The following is a 20,651-nucleotide window of genomic DNA, read 5'->3' as shown; positions in this document are numbered from 1 at the left end:
CTAAGCTAAGCCAACTTCAACCAGAATCCTTTCCGCAATGCGGTCTAGAGGTAGGTCTTCAGTAGAAATGCCAGCTTTTGCTACAGCTTGAGGCATACCATATACAACACAGCTATCTTCGTCTTGTGCCCAAATCGTCGAGCCCGCAGTTTTTAACATACGTGAACCTTCTCGACCATCAGCGCCCATACCGGTCAGTATCATAGACAAGACTTTGTCACCGTAGATCTTCGCAGCAGAACCGAATGTGACATCCACACAAGGCTTGTAATTCATTCGGTCGCCGCCGTCGATAATTCTCAAGCGAGCAGACCCTGCACGGCCATCAATCATCATCTGTTTACCGCCGGGAGCAAGGTAAGCCACTCCAGGTTTCAACACATCTCCGTCTTGCGCTTCACGAACTTCAATCTTACACAAGGTATTCAGTCGGCTTGCAAACGCAGCAGTAAAGGTAGCCGGCATGTGCTGAACCAACACAATCGGATGTGGATAATGAGCTGGAATGCGAGTCAAAATCTTCTGTAGTGCAACAGGACCACCAGTCGACGTACCAATGGCAGTTAACTGGTACTTTTTCCCTGACGCTCTAAATTTTGCTGTTGATGCAACAACAGGCTTCGCAGCAGGTGTTGCCGCTGAAGTTGTTTGACGCAGCGATGAAGGTGTCGAAGTCGTTGTTGCTGCCGTTGCTCGAGGAGCAACAGGCACACGACGCATGAATGCGCGCTTAGCGGCAATTTGAATCACACGTTGCTGAAGCAGAGCGACAGCATCGTCACGGTTTCGAGCGATGTCTTCGAACTTCTTAGGTAAGAAATCCAAAGCTCCGGCATCTAACGCATCCAATGTTGCTCTAGCACCATCATGCGTTAACGATGAAAACATCAAAATAGGCGTTGGAGACGCGGCCATAATTTCACGAACGGCTGTGATGCCGTCCATGACAGGCATTTCGATGTCCATAGTAATCACGTCAGGTCTTAGCTTCTTTGCTTTTTCGACCGCTTCTTTACCATTTACAGCTACATCGATGACTTCTAGGCGAGCCTCTGAGTTGATGATCTCGCTAACGCGACGGCGGAAAAAGCTCGAATCATCAACGACTAATACTTTAATCGCCATATTTATCCTTAAATTAAATTCTTGATGCTGCAGCGTACTGCTTCAACAAGTCAGGCACATCGAGAATCAATGCAATGTGTCCATCACTTGTAATTGTCGCGCCTGCCATACCTGGCGTACCTTGCAACAACTTATCAAGTGGCTTGATAACGACTTCTTCTTGGCCAATCAGCGTATCGACAACAAAACCAACTCTTTGGCTGCCAAGCTGAACGATAACAACGTGACCATGTCCTTTGCGTAGTTCAACAATCCCGGCTTTTGGTGCAAGCCAATTTTGCAAGTAGAACAACGGGATAGATTTATCACGAACGATGATGGTCAACTGGCCATCAACTACGTTAGTGCGGCTAAGGTCTAAGTGGAAAATCTCGTTCACAGAAGCCAATGGCAATGCGAATGGGTGACCCGCAACACCGACCATCAAGGTTGGTAGAATCGCAAGCGTCAGTGGAACCTTGATCGTAATCTTGGTGCCTTGACCCATTTCAGAATCGATATCGATCGAGCCATTCAGTGTATTGATCGCTGTTTTCACAACGTCCATGCCTACACCACGGCCAGAGATATCTGAGATTTGCTCTTTGCTTGAGAAGCCAGGTGCAAAAATAAGATTGAAACACTCTTTGTTCGATAAGCGAGACGCTGCGTCTTCGTCCATCAGACCACGTTTAACCGCAATAGCACGAAGCTTATCAGGATCCATACCGCCACCGTCATCAACGATAGCCAATTCAATATGGTCACCTTCTTGCGAGGCAGACAGGATCACTTTACCTGTTTGTGATTTGCCAGCCGCAATACGAGCTTCAGGCATCTCAATACCGTGATCCACAGAGTTTCTCACTAAGTGAATCAGTGGATCGGCAAGTGCTTCTACTAAATTCTTATCAAGATCCGTTTCTTCACCGCGCATTTCAAGAACAATGTCTTTCTTCAAACTACGAGCAAGGTCGCGGACAACTCGAGGGAAACGACCAAAAACTTTCTTGATCGGCTGCATACGAGTCTTCATTACCGCACCTTGAAGGTCTGCGGTAACAACGTCTAAATTCGAGACAGCTTTCGCCATTTCTTCGTCGTTGCTGTTTAAGCCTAAACTCACCAGTCGGTTACGAACCAATACCAACTCACCCACCATGTTCATGATGGTATCGAGAGTTGATGTATCAACACGAACCGTTGCTTCTGCTTGTTGCTTCTTAGCTGGAACATTCGGCTTAGGTTCAGCTTTAGCAGCAGGTTTCGCAACAGCAGGAGTTGCTGGCTGTGGCTTAGGCGCGACTTGTGGTGCAGGTGCAACAGAAGCAGCTTTTACATCAGCAGGCTTAGTTGCAGCGTCCAGTTCTTCAATCGACGGGCCATTACCTGAACCATGTAACTGATCAAGTAACTTCTCAAACTCTTCGTCCGTCATCAGGTCGTCGCCTTCAGACATCGCCGAAACTGGAGCAGCAACAGGAGGTGGTGGCGGTGGAGGCGTTGAACTTGCCGCTGTCGGACTCTTACCGGCACCGTGCAGTTCATCTAATAACTTTTCAAATTCGTCATCAGTAATATCACCACTGTCAGCAACTGGCTGAGGTGCAGCGGGCACTGGCGGCGGAGTTGGTGCAGCTGCTGCTGTTGGTGAACCACCTTTACCATGAAGTTCATCAAGTAGGCGTTCAAACTCATCTTCAGAGATATCATCCACTGAAGATGCACTGATACTAGAGCTTTCTACAACAGGCTCAGGCGCAGCAACAATAGGTTCAGGGATGACAGGTGCCGGCGCGACTTCATCAGCAGCCTCTGGTTTGCAGAGACGATGAAGTTCATCCAATAAAGATTGATCAGCGGGTACTAAAGCTTCCTGATCTTGCACGGCTCGAAACTGTACATTAACTGTATCGAGAGCCTGTAGCATCGTGTCCATCAAACCTGATGTTACGCTGCGTTGGCCGTTTCTTAGAATGTCGAACACATTCTCAGCACCATGACAAGTATCCACCAGCTCAGTCAGTGCTAGGAAACCAGCACCACCTTTTACTGTATGGAAACCACGGAAAATAGCATTTAATAGGTCTTTGTCGTCAGGGTTATTCTCAAGCTCTACCAATTGTTCTGATAGGAGTTCAAGTATCTCTCCTGCTTCGACTAAAAAGTCCTGAAGAATATCTTCGTCTAAATCGTAGCTCATACGTTACCTTTAAAATCCAAGACTGGATAACAAATCGTCGACTTCATCTTGAGATGCCACAGCGTCTTCGCGCGCTTCTGGGTTCATGATTGGACCCTCAGGAGCAATAGATGCTTTCTTCTCTTTCTCTGGAGTTGGCTCTATCTGATTCGCACCGAATACCGTGAGAATCTCGACCAAACGCCCTTCAACCTCATTTACCAAGGTAATAACTTTGCTAATGATCTGCCCAGTTAAATCTTGGAAATCCTGAGCCATCAAGATTTCAGTCAGTTGTCCACGTAGTTCAGTACTATCGCCTTCTACTTGGACAAGTAATCCATCAATGCGGTGACATAAAGCTTTAAATTGTGCCAGCTCAATGCGGCCATGCATCAGTTCATTCCATTGAGGCCTTACTTGAAGTAAACACTCGTGTAGGTTGTCTGCTATTGGCATACAACGATCGACTGCGTCCATCGTCTTGTTTGCTGCAACTTCCGTTTTATCAATGACATATTGAAGGCGATCCCTAGCATCAGGGATTTCATCATTTGCGATAACGCTGATGCGTTCATCGAAATTGAATTGAGCCAAAGAGTCATGGAGGTCGCGAGTCAGACTACCTATTTCTTGAAGCATTGGATTGTCTTGAAGACTAAAATTATCTTCGTAAATGCTTCTAACAAGAGAATCAGCACCTTGCTGCTCGTCGTTTTCAAGCAGCTCTACTAATTTTTTTGCTTGTTCTAATGAAATCATCCTGAGTTCGGCCTTACTCCGCATACTTTGTGACGCTTCGACTATTAAGGTAAACAACAAGCTTAATAGTGAGTGTTTCTCTAGAAGCGCCTAAAAACAGGTTATTATTGACGCTTATAAGCGATCAAAAATCTTATCAAGTTTCTCTTTCAGAGTTGCCGCTGTGAAAGGCTTCACAATGTAACCATTAACACCCGCTTGAGCAGCTTCGATGATCTGTTCACGTTTCGCTTCTGCCGTGATCATAAGCACTGGAAGGTGCTTAAGTTCTGCGTCTGCGCGAACGTGTTTTAACAGGTCAATACCTTGCATACCTGGCATGTTCCAGTCGGTTACCACGAAATCAAATTCGCCTTTTTTCAGCATTGGTAACGCGGTCAAGCCATCGTCTGCTTCTTGAGTGTTGTTGAAACCTAAATCGCGTAGTAGGTTTTTAACAATTCGGCGCATCGTTGAAAAGTCGTCAACAATGAGAATTTTCATGTTTTTGTTCAAATTAGCCTCCACTGAATAAAACCAGTGTTGTTAGTCGTTCTGTGTCCAAGCACTTAACTTAGTGCGTAAACGCTGCATAGATTGGCTCAGTATTTGGCTGACACGAGATTCGCTGACACCTAACACTTCCCCAATCTCTTTTAAATTGAGTTCTTCGTCGTAATAAAGCGAAAGCACGAGGCCTTCCCTTTCTGGAAGTTGTTTTATCGAATCGATCAAAGCTTGGCGGAATGACTCATCTGCAACCCCTTGAAAAGGCGTATTGTCTTGAGAGTCTTCATTCGGAGATATGACATCATCCGAGACGCCTAAATCTTCGATACCGACCAATCTTGAGCAGTTAATATCGGTTAAAGCACTGTGATACTGGTCTAAACTGAGCCCCATGTGTTTTGCCACTTCGGCATCACTTGGGTCTCGATTAAGAACACTCTCCAGTTCTGCAATCGCACTGCTGATTTCTCGATTATTTTTATGAACCGATCTTGGCACCCAATCCCCACGGCGAATGTCATCCAACATAGCGCCACGAATTCGAATACCTGCATACGTCTCAAAGCTTGCGCCTTTCGTACCATCATAGTTTTGTTGCGCTTCAATCAAGCCAATCATGCCAGCTTGAATTAAGTCATCAACCAATACATTAGGCGGCAATCGCCCCAACAAGTGATGAGCGATACGTTTAACCAACACAGAGTACTTCTCAAAAAAAGCCTGTTGGCTATTGAGATTTGCATGCTGATCGTAGGTAAGCGCTTTATTCACCAAATGGTTCCTCTACAAATTCAGTACGGTTCAGCAGCCTTTCAACAAAAAATTCCAAATGTCCACTTGGTGTTTTTGGTATTGGCCACGTCAATGCTTTATTTGCTAATGAGCTGATTGCCAACGCCGCAGGAGAGCGAGGGAACGCGTCTACTACGATTTTCTGTCTCTTGACTGATTGACGTACTTTATCATCTAAAGGAATACATGCTACGAGTTCGAGGCTCACATTCAAGAAACGCTCTGTGACCAAAGTCAACTTTGCAAATAATTCTCGGCCTTCGCGATAGCTTCTGACCATATTTGCAACGATTTTGAATCGCTGAACTTGGTGCTCTCGGCTCAACAGCTTAATCAAGGCATAAGCATCAGTGATCGAAGTTGGTTCATCACAGACCACAACCACGACATCTTGCGCGGCTCTTGAAAAGCTAATCACCATGTCCGAAATACCTGCTGCCGTATCGACTAACAAGATATCCATCTCATCTTCAAGAGAACCGAACGCTCGAATCAAACCAGCATGTTGAGCATGCGAAAGTTCAGTCATGCTTTGTGTACCCGATGTCGCTGGAATTATCTTAATTCCGTACGGCCCTTCGACAATCGCATCCTTAAGTTCACACTCACCCGCCAAAACATGTCCTAGGTTTCGTTTAGAACGAATGCCCAGCATGATGTCGACGTTAGCCAATCCTAAATCGGCATCCAGTACCATGACTTTTTTGCCTTGGCGAGCCATGCAAATAGCCATACCTAACGTCACATTAGATTTACCGACCCCACCCTTACCGCCAGTTACAGCGATAACTTTCGTGATTGAAGGCTTCGTTAAGCGACGGAGGCCGCTAGCTTGATCATGTATCATATTTTCATTCATATTTATCCGCCGCCTAGAGTCCTTCAGAATCGCTATTCCAGTAATGAGGTTCATTCTCTGTAGATTTTTCTAATAACTCATTCGCCTTAGCAATCATGTACTTTGGCTGAGCTATAACGATATCCTCAGGAACTCGTTGACCATTTGCTATGTAAGCAACTGGTAATGCATTTTGTATTACCACACTGATGAACTCACCCAAACTGAGCGATTCATCCAGCTTAGTCAGGATACATCCTGACAACGGGATTCTTCTAAAGTGTTCAATGGTTTCTTGCAGCACTTTACGTTGCGCGGTTGCCGGCAACACAAGGTAGCTATTGATAACGGAACCACTCTCTTGCATCAATGTGTCTAACTGCTCAGATAGACGCACATCTCGCTGTCCCATACCTGCAGTATCAACCAGAATCAGGCGACGATTACGTAATTGATATATTACATCGGCCAGTTCGCTAGAATCTTTAGCAACTCTTACAGGACAACCCATAATTCGACCATAAATCGATAACTGCTCATGTGCACCTATGCGATATGTGTCTGTTGTCACTAGCGCAACGTTGTCTGCACCGTACTCCATTGCTGCGCGGGCTGCGAGCTTAGCAACGGTTGTTGTTTTACCTACGCCAGTCGGGCCAAGTAAGGCCACAATACCACCGCGTTTTAAAATATCTTTTTGTGTCACTGAGATTTGATCAGCGACCAGAGCAAGCAAGGCTTTCCATGCTCGTGCTGGTTTTGTGTCTTCTGGAATGTAGCAGGCCATTTGATCGGCGAGTTCTGCCGAAACACCCATACGTTCTAGGCGCTTGATAAGCATCGCTCGCAAGGGTTCGCGACGTTCGACTTCTTGCCACATCAGTCCAGAGACTTGATGCTCTAACAGACGGCGAATTGAGGTCATCTCTTCGCGCATCGTTTCCATTTCGGTGTCTGAGCCTTTCGACTGACCAGGATCTCGGCCACGATCGTAGCGAGTAGGATCTAAGCGAGGTGCCGGACGCTCTACTCTGCGATCTTCAGCAATCAATTTAGACAAACCAGACTCACGAGCAAAAGCTGAATCTACGTTGCCACCGCTGCGAGGCTGATGATTACCGAGAGATTGTTGGTTACCAGGAGATTGCTGATTTCCTAGCGATCGATTACCGCCAGACTGGCGGTTAAGCAACGCGGATAACGAGTCTTCATTTTCAGCTCGGTGTTGCGGTTCGTCGTCTGCGCCGTGGCTATATTGCTTAAGCATATTAGCGAAGCGCTTAGTCATTGAACGTCCGCCTTCAGCATTCGACTGTAGGCTAACTTTGTCATCATCTAACTGACGACGCCCAGCGGAAGCGGCTGGCGCTGCCATTTGGGTATATTGACTTTGCGTAGGCTGCTGAGGCTTATTGAGTTTTGGGCTGGCTGTCGATGGGCTAGATTCGCCATCAATAGCGGCCACAATTTCAACGCCACCTGCGACCTTTTTGTTAGACATGATCACCGCTTCTGAACCAAGTTCTTCTTTAACTTGGAGCAGCGCGGTTCGCATATCTTTTGCAAAAAATCGTTTAATTTTCAATTCGATCGTCCGTTCTAATTAGGCGGCTTAATTACCAACAGCTTGTACAATGCGTATCTGTTTTTCGTCCGGTATCTCTTGGTAAGACAAAACTCTTAAGCTTGGGATCGTGTTTTTCACGAACTTCGCAAGAGTGGAACGTAACACGCCAGAAGTCAGTAACACGGCGGGCTCACCTTTCAGCTCTTGCTCTTGCGTTGCATGGCTGAGGGATGTCTGTAAACGTTCGGCTAAACCAGGTTCAATACCAGCAGATTCTCCGCCGGATGCCTGCATGGTTTGATGCAAGATTTGTTCCAGCTCAGGAATCAAGGTAATCACTGGCAATTCAGGCTCTATACCATTGATTTCTTGAACAATTAGTCGTTTCAAGGAGATACGAACCGCAGCAGTAAGTATGTCAGGTTCTTGACTCTTACTTGAATACTCCGACAAAGTTTGGACTATAGTGCGGATATCTCGAATTGGGATGGCTTCATTCAGCAAGTTTTGCAGCACTTTCACGACCACACCAAGTGGCAATTGGTCTGGTACAAAGCCTTCAACCAGCTTAGGTGTCGAACGACTTAACATCTCGAGTAAGTTTTGTACTTCTTCATGACCAATAAGCTGTGAGGCATTATTAGTTAATAGTTGGCTGAGGTGTGTTGCCAACACGGTAGACGAATCTACAACCGTGTAACCTAACGCTTGTGCGTGTTCACGCTGTTCTTCTCGAATCCACACCGCTTCTAATCCAAAAGCAGGGTCAATCGTCGGCTCACCATCGATCATCCCATAGACTTGGCCAGGGTTAATCGCCAGTTCCATATCAGGCTTAATTTCAGCCTCACCCACAGCAACACCCATCAAAGTAATTCGGTAGCTGTTTGGCGTGAGTTCTAGGTTATCTCGAATGTGTACCGCTGGGATCAAGAAACCAAAATCTTGAGACAACTTCTTACGAACCCCTTTTACACGCTCAAGCAGTTCGCCACCTTGATCTCTGTCTACTAACGGAATCAAACGATATCCGACTTCCAAACCAATAATATCAACAGGTTGAACATCATCCCAAGAAAGTTCCTTCTGGGAACCCGATTCTCCATTCGCTTCAACCGTAGCAGGAAGGTTGGGTTGTTCAGCCTTCTTCTTGTTCTTTTTATCGATGTAATACGCACCTGCACCTGCAACGATGGCAAGACTCAAGAATGAGAAATGCGGCATACCAGGAACAATACCCATGATGCCAAGGATGGCGGCAGTGATCATTAGGGCTTTAGGGTTGTCGAACATCTGGAAGACAAGTTGCTCGCCCATGTCTTCATCGGTGTTTTGACGCGTTACCATCATCGCCGCAGCAATAGAAAGTAATAGAGACGGGATTTGCGCAACCAGACCATCACCGATAGTCAGTAGCGTATAGATTTCGATTGCTTCACCAAAACCAAGGTCAAACTGAGCCATACCAATGCTCAAGCCACCAATGATGTTGATGAACAGGATCAAAATACCGGCTATTGCATCGCCTTTAACAAACTTAGACGCACCATCCATCGAACCGTAGAAATCCGCTTCCTTGGTGACTTCAAAACGTCTGGTACGAGCCTGATCTTGGTCGATCAAACCCGCATTCAAATCGGCATCGATTGCCATCTGTTTACCAGGTAAGGCATCCAACGTGAAACGTGCACTTACTTCCGAGATACGACCCGCACCTTTGGTTACAACCATGAAGTTGATGATCATTAGAATCAAGAACACCACTAAACCAACCGCATAGTTACCACCGATAACCACGTTACCAAAAGCTTCAATCACGTTACCGGCAGCATCGCCCCCTTCATGACCATGGAGTAATACCACACGTGTCGAAGCAACGTTCAAAGCCAGTCGAAGTAGAGTGGCAATCAGAAGTACCGTTGGGAATGCAGCGAAATCCAAAGGCCTACGGGTATAAACCGAAACCAATAGCACAACCATAGACAGTGCGATGTTGAAGGTGAAGAACATATCCAACAAGAAAGCTGGAATTGGCAACACCACCATAGCGAGCGTGGCAAGTACCATAACGGGCGCGCCAATCGCAGGCATGGCACGGTTAGGAATTTTAGGTAGCTTGTCCGCAAAAGGGAGGGTAAATTTCATAAATCTGGGTAGTATCGCTATGTTGTAGCTTTTCCACCAAGCGAATCGAGGCTCAGGGCTAAGCTGTATTGCCAAAGTTTATAGCAATAAGGTTTATAGTGGTCAGGTTTTCCCTGATCGGACTTATAATGTTCGGCATTGATATAGCAAGCACTGTACCAATATCTCAACGTCAATTTATCGTCACAGCTTACAAATAAAGACGATCAGATACGGCGACTATTATCCGGCTTCATTGGGCTGAGCTCAAGCAATTGATCTAATGACGTAAATCAGGTGGGATCGGCATATTAGAATCTTGCAATTTCGGCCTCTCCCCTCCTCTTTTTCTGTACTGTTTCAGCTGGAATACATATGCAAGAACTTGAGCAACAGCCGTAAACAGACCGTCAGGAATTTGCTGTTCTAGCTCGGTAGTGTGATAAAGCGCCCTAGCTAACGGAGGCGCTGGGATAATATAGATGTCGTTTGCACGTGCAATTTCACGAATCTTCATCGCCATATGGTCGACACCTTTGGCAACGACTATCGGTGCTTTATCTTGATTCTGTTTGTAGCGTAGAGCGACCGAAAAGTGCTCTGGGTTGGTAACAATAACATCTGCCTGAGGGACATCAGCCATCATACGTCGCTGAGCCGCTTCTCTCTGCAACATACGAATACGACCTTTAACTTCAGGCTTACCTTCGGTGTCTTTGAACTCATCTTTCACTTCTTGCTTGGTCATCTTAAGTTGATCGGCGTGTTGCCAAATCTGGAATGGGATATCAATCGCCACCACTATCAACAAAGAGCAACTGATAAGCAGAATAAAGTTAAGCAAGATGTCCAAGGCGTGGAATATATTCTGTGGATACACGTCCATGCTCAATTGCATTAAGTCATGTTGAGATGCTTGGATAAGATAGATAGCCATGCCCGACACTAGGGCGACCTTCAAAATAGATTTCAGTAGCTCAACCCAACTTTGTAGGCCAAACATACGCTTAATACCGCTCAAAGGATTGAGCTTAGACGCCTTAGGCATAGCGGCTTGCATCGAGAAGTTAACACCACCGACGCCCGCAGCACCAATCACAGCCGCCACAAACAAAGTGATGAGAATCAAGAACAGTGGAAACAGCAGATTGACCAAGGCGCCACCAGCGATTTCCAGTAGCTTATTGGTATCAAAAATTTCGTCGCGGCTGAGCGAAAACAGGCGTTGCATGGCCTCGAACAGAGCTTTCGCCATCGATTCGCCAAACCACATTAAAGAAATCGCACCGACTATCAATACCGACGCTGACGCTAATTCTTTTGATCTTGCAACCTGCCCTTTTTCTTTGGCCTGTTGCAAGCGTTTGGGCGTGGCGTCTTCTGTGCGTTCTTGACCGTCTGACTCTGCCATTTCAGTCTCCTAGCAATCCAATCTGATGAGACGACATATCTGCTGCTCTCCTTGTAACCAATACAGCTCATAGTGGCTATATAAACCGCCAAGGATGTACCAACAAAGCAACAGACCCACGAGTAGCGCAAACGCAAAACCCAAAGAGAATATATTTAACTGAGGTGCAGCACGTGTCATTACACCAAAAGAGAGGTTAATCGTGAGCAGCGCAATAATGCCAGATAAAGACATCGCCAACGCTGTTTTGAACATGATACCCAACCACAAGGCTAGCTCTCTGAAATCAACAGCGGTTAAAGAACCACTGCCAATAGGTAATGTGGTAAAGCTAAACACCACCAGCTGCAGCATTTTTAAGTGGCCGTCTGTCGCCAGAAAGAACATGGTCGCGAGCAACATAAACAGCTGACCCAGTACTGGCGTATTCTGACCATTTGCCGGGTCAACCATTGAGGCGAAGCCCAAACTCGATTGCATACCCAGAATCTGACCGAGCATAACAAAGGTTTGAATCAAAAACTGAGTGACAAACCCCATGGCGACACCAATCACGATCTGTTCAAAAACCGTGAGAAAGCCTTGAAACGAAAGCAGTTCAATGTCTTTAGGGACGGCAGGAATGGCCGGCATAACAGCAAGCGTAATCGCTAAGCCGAGATACAGACGAATACGTGGCGACACAAAGCGCGCCCCGGTTACCGTCATCACCATCAGCATGGCTGAGATGCGAGTATATGGCCAAAAGTAATTGGCTAACCACTCGAGTACTAGGCTTGTTGGGTATTCCATTGCGGTCTAATACAACACTTGTGGTAAGCGTTCAATGAGTTCAAAAAAGAACTCCATCATCATCTGCGTCATCCAGTGAGCAAACAACATTAACGCCAACAAAGTTACGATCAAACGAGGCAAGAAGCTGAGGGTTTGTTCATTGATTGAGGTTGCAGCTTGGAATACCGCCACGACCAAACCAATCAGCAGGCTAGGAATAATAATGGCGCACACCATTATCAGTACCATCCAAAGTGCATCTCGGAACAATTCTACGAATATTTCAGGATTCATTATTCCCCCAGCTACAAGGCAAAACTGCCGGCGAGTGTGGAGAGTATCAAGTTCCAACCATCAACAAGGACAAACAGCATCAATTTAAATGGCAAGGATACAATCATCGGTGACAACATCATCATACCCATGGCCATCAGCACCGAGGCAACGACTAAATCAATAATTAGGAACGGCAAGAACAGCATAAAACCGATTTGGAATGCCGTTTTTAGCTCTGACGTGATAAACGCAGGGATCAGAACCGCCATTGAAACATCTTCAGGGTTGGTCACTTCCGCGCCCGAGATCTCGACAAAGGTTTCCAAATCTTTGATTCGAGTCTGCTTGAGCATGAAGGATTTAATCGGGCCTTGGGCGACATCGAATGCCTGTCGTGCCGATATCTGTTCATTCAGATAAGGTTGAACCGCTTGCTCATTGACCTGATTGATCACCGGAGACATGATGAAGAAGGTCAAAAATATCGCGATACCAATGATGACTTGGTTTGAAGGTGTTTGTTGCAAACCCATCGCCTGACGCAAGATCGACATCACCACCACAATACGGGTGAACGACGTCATCAAAATCACCATCGCTGGCAAGAAGCCAAGCATGGTCATCAAGGCTAAAATTTGTAAATTAATCGAGTAGTCTTCACCACCATTAGCATTGGTGGTCATGGTAAAGGCAGGAATACCGCCACCATTTCCCGTTAGACTGCCCGTGGTCATGGTTTGCGATTTAGCTTGGTCTTGCTCCATCGTACTGATGGTCACCGACTCTGAACCAGCCGTATTCGCTGGAATCACGGTGCCATCTTCAGCTTGTGCAAATACCGACATGCTGAAGACTAGAGAGCAGAGGAGAATGAGCGGAACTAACCACACTTTCACCATTCGGAAAACTCCGCTTTGGCAAAAGTAAGATGAGTTCAAAAGTCCGTTACTTGTTTGCATCTTTTTTTATTAGCTGGGAAAGCTGACTTGAGAATGTGCTTTTTTCCAGCATCTCCTGAGTAAGAGGTTTATCAAGCTTAGAGATCAGCTGAATCGATTGGGTAGTGATACCCACTAGATACTGATCCTCACCCGCTTGAACGATAGCAATACGTTCTTTGGTTCCAACCGCTATCTGTCTCACAATGGACAACCCTTGTTGATTGGACATTGTTGGCACTTGCATTCTCTTAAGCAGCCAAGCGATAAACAAGATGAAGGCTATAACGAAAATTAGCGACCCAAAAGTGGTCGCTAAATCGAGAGAAGGCGGCGTTGCAGCAAAGGCAACGGAAGGCATAGAAAACAGGCCTATGCCTATTAGTCCACGAAGCAAACCCGTCATCCCGCGAGATAAATGGGTCACTTCGCGAGACAAGCCCACTAGCCTTTGAGACGAAAGGCTCATTAACGTAGCTTCTTAATACGTTCTGTTTGGCTAATCACGTCAGTCAAACGGATACCAAACTTGTCATTCACGACAACCACTTCGCCGTGCGCGATCAAAGTGCCGTTAACCATTACATCCAATGATTCACCAGCAATTCTGTCTAGCTCAACAACCGAACCTTGGTTCAATTGAAGTAAGTTACGAATACTGATCTGAGAACGGCCCACTTCCATTGAAATGGTTACTGGAATATCCATGATGGTATCCAGTTTACGACGCTCATCTTCAGAAATCGGCGACGACGAATCCGTTAGCTCATCCAGTGGTGCCGCGAGAACATCATCAACATCAATTGACGGTGCTGAAGGGTCTTCACCAAGTGCTGCAGCCCATTCGTCTGCTAGCTTTTGATCTTCACTAGGTTCCATTACCAATTCCTATACATTTATATTTTGCTAATCGTTATCATCGCTGTTTTCTAGTTCAGACATCAAGTCTTTACCTAGGAAAGCGAGATCGGTTTTAACCACGTGCGGTCTTTGAATTTTTTCAGAAATCTGCACGGCCAGCTTTTCACCTGAACGGCCCATTTTCACACGGTAGGTAGGTAGTTCTTCAACAAACATCGTCGCATGTTCTGGCATATTCATCGGGATAACATCCCCAGGACGAAGTTCCATCAAATCACGCAAAGAGATATCTTGCTCGAGCAAATTGACTCGGAAGTTGACTGGCACATCCATGATTTCATCACGCAGTGCTGAACTCCAACGAACGTCGGTTTCCATCTTGTCTGATTGCACACCCGCATCCAGCAATTCACGAATCGGCTCTACCATGGAGTAAGGCATAACCACGTGGAAATCACCACCGCCGCCATCAACCTCAATATGGAATGAACTCACCACAATCACTTCTGTTGGGCTGACGATGTTCGCCATACTTGGGTTGACCTCTGAATCCAAGTATTCAAATTCAACGCCCATCACGGGAGACCAAGCTTCTTTGTAGTCTTCGAATACAATTTTAAGCAGTAGCTGGATGATTCGTCTTTCAGTTGGCGTAAATTCACGACCTTCAATCTTGGCGTGAAAACGTCCATCGCCACCAAAGAAGTTCTCTACCAAGATGAAAACAAGACGAGCTTCCATGGTGATTAGCGCCGTGCCTTTTAGCGGTCGGAAGCGCACCATGTTTAAACTGGTGGGTACATACAATGTGTTTTGGTACTCACCAAATTTCATCATTTGTACGCCGTTGATCGACACTTCAGCCGTTTTTCGCAACATATTAAACAAACTGATCCGCATATGACGCGCGAAACGCTCATTGATAAGTTCAAGGGTCGGCATTCGACCACGAACGATTCGGTCTTGAGATGAGAAGTCGAAATTAACCGCATTCTCGTTTTCGGACTCTAAGACATCTTCAACTTCTTCAACATCGTCGACACCATGTAATAGCGCATCAATTTCGTCTTGGCTTAATAAATCGGTCACAAATTACCTATTGAATTACGAAGTCAGTGAATAACACTTTTTCAATAACAGGCTGACCCACAGCTTGAGCCAGACTTGCTTTAATATCTTCTGTTGCCTTGTCACGAAGTTCTACTCGCCCTATCGGAGAGCGCAATTGGTCTACCGTTGCAGAGGCAAAGGTCGCCAATAACGTACTTTCAACAAGTGGAGAGTGGTATCGAGCAAGGTCTTCATTCTTGCTGCCTCGTACCATAAGCTGCGCTTTGATCTGTACCAGGCGATCTTTTTTGTCACCGGTGACATTGAACAAAAAAGGTTGTGGAATATTAACATACATCACAGGTTCAACCGCGACTACAGCGGTAGCAGACTGAGATTTCGATTCAGAGGCATCGTCACTAGAGCCCATAAAAAAGAACACAGCAGCACCGATAGCAAGCAGTAAAACAACGACAGCAATTATGATTATAAGTAGCTTACTTTTCTTTTGACCTGGGGCTTGTTCTGCAAACATATTCTTCTCTAACTTCCTGTTATTTCCACGGACTAACGGATCTAAACCTGATACTAGGCATAATAACTAATTCCATCACGCTTTGATGCGACATTCAATTCAAGATTGCTGCCGTTATCAAGGTTTTCATCACCTTGCCCATCATTTGTGCGGTTAGAGCCTGATTGTTGTTCACCATTGTTATAGCTATCTTGGCTCTGCCCAGAATTCTGTTGTTGGACGGACGAATCGGCCAGTTGCATACCTTGTTGAGCAAGCATCTCTCTCAAGCGTGGCAAAGTCTGCTCAATCACATCTCTGGCTTGTTGATTGCTCACCGTAAAGTGCACGTTCGCCACGTCATTATTCATGGTCATGCGAATTTTCATCTGACCCAACTCTGGTGGATCGAGGCGGATATCCAAGTTCTTAAGGTTCTTAGACATCATCATTTGTACTTTTTCTGCTACTTGCTCATTGGCCAGTTCTTTAGTGAGCTGCAAAGGAGCTTGTTGAGCAGCTTGAATCTCAGCGCGTGTAGGAGCCGAACCTGTCGTTGCAGTACCTTGAATACCAGCGGCAGACGCTATCTGCTGAGCCAATGTCGACTCTTTGGAGTCTTCTTTAGCACCAGCCTTTCCAAGACCCGACAATGCGGCCGTGCCAGCGCCAGCTTTGAGCAACATATCCGTTGCACCCGCTTTAGTCGTTGCTACTGGTGCATTCATTGCCAAGCTTTGCGCCGTTAAACTCGGGTCCAAGGCTGCTTGTTGTGCAGAAGCGGCATTGCCCTGCTGAGCTGCTAACTGTTGCGCTGCAGCCTGTTGAGCCGCGTGCGCATTATTGGCATGTAACATTGTTGCCTTGTCTGCCACAGCATTAGTTGCAGCTTGAGATGACATCTGTGACGTCGCTTGTTGGGCTGCCGTCGCAACAGCCGCTGTCGATGCCACTGCTGCTAACGCTTTGGCTTCAGCCGAATCCGTATTATCCCAATCAATTGCGGCTGCTTGACCTGATGCACCGTTCAAGTCCGGAGCTTGGCTTAACAGAGCGTTTGCTTGCTGTTGAACATTAGTGAGTTGCTGGTTCAATACTTCGAGGTTAGACGTCGCTTTAGCCAGAGCGGTTTGCTCATCAACCGACAACTTAGCCCCGCTTTGTTGCTTTTGAATCAGACCATCGACGATTGACTGTTCTGAGTCGATCTGCGCATTCAATTGGTTCAACGCTTTGGTATGAGCGTCAACCTGCTTTGCGAGCTCAATATCTGCTGGCGAGATTGCTTGACCTTGAACAGCCGCAACATCACTAGCTGCATTTTTTTGGCTCAGTTCTCGGCTCATACTCGCTTCGATTTGCTCGGGAGTAACGCCTTTGTCCATCAATTGACGGATTTCATCATCTGTCAGTTGAGAAACGCCTTTACCACCGGTAAGCACTGCGATTTCAGAATCAACGTCCAAGCCATTATCTTGATTTACTACATTGGCTTGTTGTGCCGCCTTGTCCATTCCACCTGTAGCAGAAGCTCCTGCAACTGAAGCACTCGCGATATGACCTTGAGCTTGGTCTATCTTAACTTGGTTTATTTCAGCTTGCTGAGGCAAGCCTTTGCCGTTCGGTGTTTGATTAAGCGTTTTATTTGCCTCATCCAACTGACCAAGTAACTTATTACCCTCACTCATCGCAGCATTCGCTTGAGAGGCACCTTGAGGTTGTTCCCCTTTGGCTAGTGATTTCTCTGTGAGTGCATTGTCATCGGTTGGATTCGATGAGCTTGTGCCTTTCAGTGTCGGTTCTAATTCAGACGTTTGTTCAGCAGCCATTTTTTCAGTGACAGCCTTTTCATTAGAAACTTTTTCAGCCTCCAACTTTGCAGAAGCTTGCTTGGCTTGAGCTTCACTTGCTGCGTCTGCGCTCTTAGGCTCACTACTATCACCTTTAGTCACCTCAGAAGACGCTTCAGCTGAACTCGATTTAGCCGATGCGCTGTCGGCATCTTTAACTGTTGTTTTACTGTCACTTTCTTCAAAGCCTAGCGCTTCTTTAAAAGACTCAAAGAAACCTTTTGAGTCGCCGGTTTCTTCTACCTTTGGAGAGGCAGAACCGGTGTCCAACAATGATGACGTTTTGTTGGTCGCTGAATTTGAGGAAAGACTAACATTCATATATACAAGCTCTATCTACTAGCTTTGCTGCCACAAACTAGGCAACAAAAAGAAAGTCGGGCGTTTTTCATACCTTTGTCAGGCATAACACGCAATTTTATATAAAACGGAGCAAGAAACATGCCTATAAGTTTCGATTTTACAATCTGACGAACAATCCCTGCATCGTTCGTGGCTTAGGATCACATCTTCTTTCGGCCATACATCAGAGTCGAGAACTCATCCATTTGTTTTTGTTCTCTTTGGTCTTGCAGTTTGGCTTTCTCTTTCTGCTTTTTCTCCATCAACCACTCGTAGGATTTACGTTTTTTACGTAGCTCCATCCAATAGTCTTGGCAGTTGTCGACCTGATTTTTGAAGTGATGTTCCGCTTCTCTTTGCTTGGAAAGCGTTTCGTCAAGCTGAGTCAGGAATCGATTCAAGTGGCCATATTGGCTGGCTGTAAGCCCCGCTTTACCTCGGTCGATCAATTGCTGACAGTAATCCAGTCGGTATTTTTCAATCTGCGCGACCTGATCGTAGTAACCTTGTAACTCGGAATTCGCTTTGTTTAGCGCCAATACGGCTTGGTTCTCTTGGTCTTTCGCTTGATCGAGAAGAAATTCTAACGCGTTATCCATGATTGACCTTATTCAACACGACCTAGCCCCCTAACACATGCTTCAACATGTTGACGCACATGTCGTAGGGTACTGTTTCTTTCATTTTCTGTTGTAAGTACTCGTCCAATCTCGGTTTCAAGGTGAAAGCACTATCAATGGCAGGGTCAGTCCCCGGTTTGTAGGCGCCAATCGATACCAAATCTTGGTTCTTACGACAAATAGACAGCACTTGGCGTACCGCTTTCGACATCAAAACATGTTCTTCAGTGGTAATTTGAGGCATAACACGACTGACCGACTTCTCTACATCAATCGCAGGATAATGACCCGCATCAGCCATCTCTCGGGACAACACAATGTGACCATCCAAAATCGCTCGCGACGCATCAGCAATCGGATCTTGTAAGTCATCACCTTCGGTTAGAACGGTGAAGAAAGCGGTGATCGAGCCTTGTTCATCGTTGCCGTTACCCGCCCTTTCCACCAGCGCAGGAAGCTTGGCAAACACAGATGGCGGATAACCTTTGGTAGCAGGTGGCTCACCGACCGACAGAGCGATCTCACGTTGTGCTTGGGCAAAACGGGTCAGTGAATCCATCAACAGCAGAACATCTAAGCCTTGGTCTCGGAAATATTCGGCAACAGCCAATGCAGTCTGGCAGCCTTTCAAACGCATTAATGGCGATGAATCCGCAGGAGCGGCGACAACAACCGAACGTTTACGGCCATCTTCGCCAAGGATCTCTTCGATAAATTCTTTTACTTCACGTCCACGTTCACCAATCAAACCCACTACAACCACTTGCGCCGTTGTGCCTCGAGTCATCATGCCAAGCGTGACCGATTTACCCACACCGGAACCCGCAAACAGACCAATACGTTGACCTTTACCCACCGTAAGCAAACCATTGATGGCCTTCAAACCGACATCAAGCGGCTCAGAGATAGGTTTACGAGCTAAAGGGTTGATTGGTTCTGCGTTAAATGAAGCGCGTTGCTCGGTATAGATTGGACCTAATCCATCAAGCGGGTTACCTACACCATCGATCACACGTCCAAGCAGTTCCATCCCGACAGGAATGCCGCTTTCAGAGGTCACTGGCGTAACACGTGCACCCGGTAAGATCCCCGTAATTTGCTCACTCGGCATCAAAAATAGATTATCACCCGAGAAGCCAACCACTTCAGCTTCCATCTGACCAGACATGGTTTCGACCATGCACAAGCTACCAATCGGAGCTTTACAGCCAGTCGCCTCCAGCGTTAAGCCAACCACACGCACCAACTTACCTGAAGCAATTGGTCGTGATTTCAGCCCTTCGACTTTGTACTGGCTTAGGCGATTCGCGAGTTCAAGCATTACTCATGACCTTGATGACGATTGGCGCCACAGAAGTTTTGAATCACGTTTTTCACGCGATCTTCCATGCGGTAATTAACACTCGACTCACCGGCTTCGATTTGCACATCACCACGGTTGAGTGCAGGCTCTGCTACTAGAGTCCAATTCCGACATTCCAGTTCAGAGTCACCATGTGCAGAACGGATAATCGCAACATCTTCAGGGTTAAGTTTTAAAGTAATTGCGTGACCAGAGATAGGCAATGACTCGACCGATTCTTTCACGGTATCTAATATGATTTGCGGGTTGGTTTGAACTTCAACATGGACTACTTCTTTAACCATGGTTAACACCATGTCGACCAACTGCTTCTCTACCTGAGCGTTCATTAGCTCTAATGGCTGTGCGAATTGGTTAGCAAGCCCCATAAAAACCGCGACCTGTTGTTGAATATATTCTTGCCCAGCAGTAACACCTTCAAGCTTACCCGCTTCATTGCCCTCTGCATGACCCGCAACAAGTCCTTCTTCTTTGCCTTTTTCGTAGCCCTGCTTAAAGCCAGCTTCTTGCCCTTGGTGAAGGCCTTCCTGATAAGCGCCCTGCTTGATCAGTTCAATCTGCTCTTCAGTCAGAACAAGCTCTTCATCTTCAATGGCTTCTTCAACTGTAGGCATCCAGCTAGGGTCGTAATTAAACGCCGTCTCTTTAGCATTTTTACTCACGTCAGAAGTGTAATCAGGGAGCCCCCATTTTTGAGGCTGGGCAACCGTATTATCTTCATCGGGACGAAGGAAGCCGCGTTTTCTATCACCTGACATATCAGTACCTATCTATGTGTGAGTCAAACTACTATT

The 20,651-nt window shown here is 46.4% G+C and carries 20 protein-coding genes; all 20 read right to left on the bottom strand.

Features of this window, described 5'->3' with window-relative positions; genetic code table 11:
- Positions 1-1,125: a protein-glutamate methylesterase/protein-glutamine glutaminase gene (locus AC3CKG_RS04070; protein ID WP_102327885.1), complete on the bottom strand. Its 1,125-nt coding sequence runs from the start codon at positions 1,123-1,125 to the stop codon at positions 1-3.
- A 13-nt stretch (positions 1,126-1,138) separates the two neighbouring features.
- Positions 1,139-3,307, bottom strand: coding sequence for a chemotaxis protein CheA (locus AC3CKG_RS04065; protein ID WP_099166250.1), 2,169 nt, complete (start codon positions 3,305-3,307; stop codon positions 1,139-1,141).
- Positions 3,308-3,316: 9 nt separating this feature from the next.
- The gene (locus AC3CKG_RS04060) at positions 3,317-4,048 is read right to left on the bottom strand and encodes a protein phosphatase CheZ (RefSeq protein WP_017104842.1); all 732 of its coding nucleotides are present in this window, start codon (positions 4,046-4,048) and stop codon (positions 3,317-3,319) included.
- Between the two features lie 114 nt (positions 4,049-4,162).
- Entirely contained in the window at positions 4,163-4,531 is a 369-nt protein-coding gene (gene cheY / locus AC3CKG_RS04055; protein WP_017104841.1) for a chemotaxis response regulator CheY, read from the bottom strand.
- 42 nt (positions 4,532-4,573) lie between these two features.
- Positions 4,574-5,308, bottom strand: a complete 735-nt coding sequence (locus AC3CKG_RS04050; protein ID WP_017104840.1) for an RNA polymerase sigma factor FliA — start codon at positions 5,306-5,308, stop codon at positions 4,574-4,576.
- Positions 5,301-6,188: a MinD/ParA family protein gene (locus AC3CKG_RS04045; RefSeq protein ID WP_102351312.1), complete on the bottom strand. Its 888-nt coding sequence runs from the start codon at positions 6,186-6,188 to the stop codon at positions 5,301-5,303. The genes AC3CKG_RS04050 and AC3CKG_RS04045 overlap by 8 nt, the downstream gene beginning before the upstream one ends.
- A 13-nt stretch (positions 6,189-6,201) precedes the next feature.
- Positions 6,202-7,752 (bottom strand): flagellar biosynthesis GTPase FlhF, encoded by a 1,551-nt coding sequence (flhF, locus tag AC3CKG_RS04040; RefSeq protein ID WP_488528839.1) that lies wholly within the window; start codon positions 7,750-7,752, stop codon positions 6,202-6,204.
- Positions 7,753-7,779: 27 nt separating this feature from the next.
- A complete protein-coding gene (flhA, locus tag AC3CKG_RS04035; RefSeq protein WP_017110124.1) occupies positions 7,780-9,879 on the bottom strand; it encodes a flagellar biosynthesis protein FlhA in 2,100 nt (699 codons plus the stop codon).
- A 259-nt stretch (positions 9,880-10,138) separates the two neighbouring features.
- Positions 10,139-11,269, bottom strand: a complete 1,131-nt coding sequence (gene flhB / locus AC3CKG_RS04030; RefSeq protein ID WP_017110125.1) for a flagellar biosynthesis protein FlhB — start codon at positions 11,267-11,269, stop codon at positions 10,139-10,141.
- A 9-nt stretch (positions 11,270-11,278) separates the two neighbouring features.
- On the bottom strand, positions 11,279-12,061 hold the full coding sequence (gene fliR / locus AC3CKG_RS04025; protein ID WP_017110126.1) for a flagellar biosynthetic protein FliR: 783 nt from the start codon (positions 12,059-12,061) through the stop codon (positions 11,279-11,281).
- 6 nt (positions 12,062-12,067) lie between these two features.
- Positions 12,068-12,337: a flagellar biosynthesis protein FliQ gene (fliQ, locus tag AC3CKG_RS04020; protein ID WP_029235191.1), complete on the bottom strand. Its 270-nt coding sequence runs from the start codon at positions 12,335-12,337 to the stop codon at positions 12,068-12,070.
- An 11-nt stretch (positions 12,338-12,348) separates the two neighbouring features.
- A complete protein-coding gene (gene fliP, locus AC3CKG_RS04015; RefSeq protein WP_170960632.1) occupies positions 12,349-13,278 on the bottom strand; it encodes a flagellar type III secretion system pore protein FliP in 930 nt (309 codons plus the stop codon).
- Entirely contained in the window at positions 13,265-13,726 is a 462-nt protein-coding gene (gene fliO, locus AC3CKG_RS04010; RefSeq protein WP_488528838.1) for a flagellar biosynthetic protein FliO, read from the bottom strand. Before fliO ends, fliP begins: the two co-directional genes overlap by 14 nt.
- Entirely contained in the window at positions 13,726-14,136 is a 411-nt protein-coding gene (gene fliN, locus AC3CKG_RS04005) for a flagellar motor switch protein FliN (protein WP_004739851.1), read from the bottom strand. Before fliN ends, fliO begins: the two co-directional genes overlap by 1 nt.
- 27 nt (positions 14,137-14,163) lie before the next feature.
- Positions 14,164-15,207, bottom strand: coding sequence for a flagellar motor switch protein FliM (fliM, locus tag AC3CKG_RS04000; protein ID WP_017110130.1), 1,044 nt, complete (start codon positions 15,205-15,207; stop codon positions 14,164-14,166).
- 7 nt (positions 15,208-15,214) lie between these two features.
- Positions 15,215-15,703: a flagellar basal body-associated protein FliL gene (fliL, locus tag AC3CKG_RS03995; RefSeq protein ID WP_065104900.1), complete on the bottom strand. Its 489-nt coding sequence runs from the start codon at positions 15,701-15,703 to the stop codon at positions 15,215-15,217.
- Between the two features lie 53 nt (positions 15,704-15,756).
- Positions 15,757-17,853 (bottom strand): flagellar hook-length control protein FliK, encoded by a 2,097-nt coding sequence (locus AC3CKG_RS03990; RefSeq protein WP_488528837.1) that lies wholly within the window; start codon positions 17,851-17,853, stop codon positions 15,757-15,759.
- A gap of 182 nt (positions 17,854-18,035) precedes the next feature.
- A complete protein-coding gene (gene fliJ, locus AC3CKG_RS03985) occupies positions 18,036-18,473 on the bottom strand; it encodes a flagellar export protein FliJ (protein WP_065104902.1) in 438 nt (145 codons plus the stop codon).
- A 22-nt stretch (positions 18,474-18,495) separates the two neighbouring features.
- Positions 18,496-19,815, bottom strand: coding sequence for a flagellar protein export ATPase FliI (gene fliI, locus AC3CKG_RS03980; protein ID WP_102544306.1), 1,320 nt, complete (start codon positions 19,813-19,815; stop codon positions 18,496-18,498).
- Positions 19,815-20,615 (bottom strand): flagellar assembly protein FliH, encoded by an 801-nt coding sequence (fliH, locus tag AC3CKG_RS03975; RefSeq protein ID WP_065104903.1) that lies wholly within the window; start codon positions 20,613-20,615, stop codon positions 19,815-19,817. Before fliH ends, fliI begins: the two co-directional genes overlap by 1 nt.
- Positions 20,616-20,651: the final 36 nt, after the last annotated feature.

This window comes from Vibrio sp. QJM3NY_15, assembly GCF_057785995.1.
The sequence above is the reverse complement of the archived record's forward strand: the minus strand, read 5'-3'. Positions and strand labels throughout refer to the sequence as shown.

Bases quoted from the DNA above. Each gene is read 5' to 3' on its own strand.
- fliP (WP_170960632.1), bottom strand. From the start codon at position 13,278: ATGCAAACAAGTAACGGACTTTTGAACTCATCTTACTTTTGCCAAAGC.
- AC3CKG_RS04070 (WP_102327885.1), bottom strand. From the start codon at position 1,125: ATGGCGATTAAAGTATTAGTCGTTGATGATTCGAGCTTTTTCCGCCGT.
- flhB (WP_017110125.1), bottom strand. From the start codon at position 11,269: ATGGCAGAGTCAGACGGTCAAGAACGCACAGAAGACGCCACGCCCAAA.
- fliO (WP_488528838.1), bottom strand. From the start codon at position 13,726: ATGAGCCTTTCGTCTCAAAGGCTAGTGGGCTTGTCTCGCGAAGTGACC.
- flhA (WP_017110124.1), bottom strand. From the start codon at position 9,879: ATGAAATTTACCCTCCCTTTTGCGGACAAGCTACCTAAAATTCCTAAC.
- cheY (WP_017104841.1), bottom strand. From the start codon at position 4,531: ATGAAAATTCTCATTGTTGACGACTTTTCAACGATGCGCCGAATTGTT.
- fliR (WP_017110126.1), bottom strand. From the start codon at position 12,061: ATGGAATACCCAACAAGCCTAGTACTCGAGTGGTTAGCCAATTACTTT.
- fliI (WP_102544306.1), bottom strand. From the start codon at position 19,815: ATGCTTGAACTCGCGAATCGCCTAAGCCAGTACAAAGTCGAAGGGCTG.
- fliQ (WP_029235191.1), bottom strand. From the start codon at position 12,337: ATGAATCCTGAAATATTCGTAGAATTGTTCCGAGATGCACTTTGGATG.
- fliJ (WP_065104902.1), bottom strand. From the start codon at position 18,473: ATGGATAACGCGTTAGAATTTCTTCTCGATCAAGCGAAAGACCAAGAG.
- AC3CKG_RS03990 (WP_488528837.1), bottom strand. From the start codon at position 17,853: ATGAATGTTAGTCTTTCCTCAAATTCAGCGACCAACAAAACGTCATCA.
- fliH (WP_065104903.1), bottom strand. From the start codon at position 20,615: ATGTCAGGTGATAGAAAACGCGGCTTCCTTCGTCCCGATGAAGATAAT.
- AC3CKG_RS04045 (WP_102351312.1), bottom strand. From the start codon at position 6,188: ATGAATGAAAATATGATACATGATCAAGCTAGCGGCCTCCGTCGCTTA.
- fliN (WP_004739851.1), bottom strand. From the start codon at position 14,136: ATGGAACCTAGTGAAGATCAAAAGCTAGCAGACGAATGGGCTGCAGCA.
- fliL (WP_065104900.1), bottom strand. From the start codon at position 15,703: ATGTTTGCAGAACAAGCCCCAGGTCAAAAGAAAAGTAAGCTACTTATA.
- AC3CKG_RS04060 (WP_017104842.1), bottom strand. From the start codon at position 4,048: ATGATTTCATTAGAACAAGCAAAAAAATTAGTAGAGCTGCTTGAAAAC.
- AC3CKG_RS04065 (WP_099166250.1), bottom strand. From the start codon at position 3,307: ATGAGCTACGATTTAGACGAAGATATTCTTCAGGACTTTTTAGTCGAA.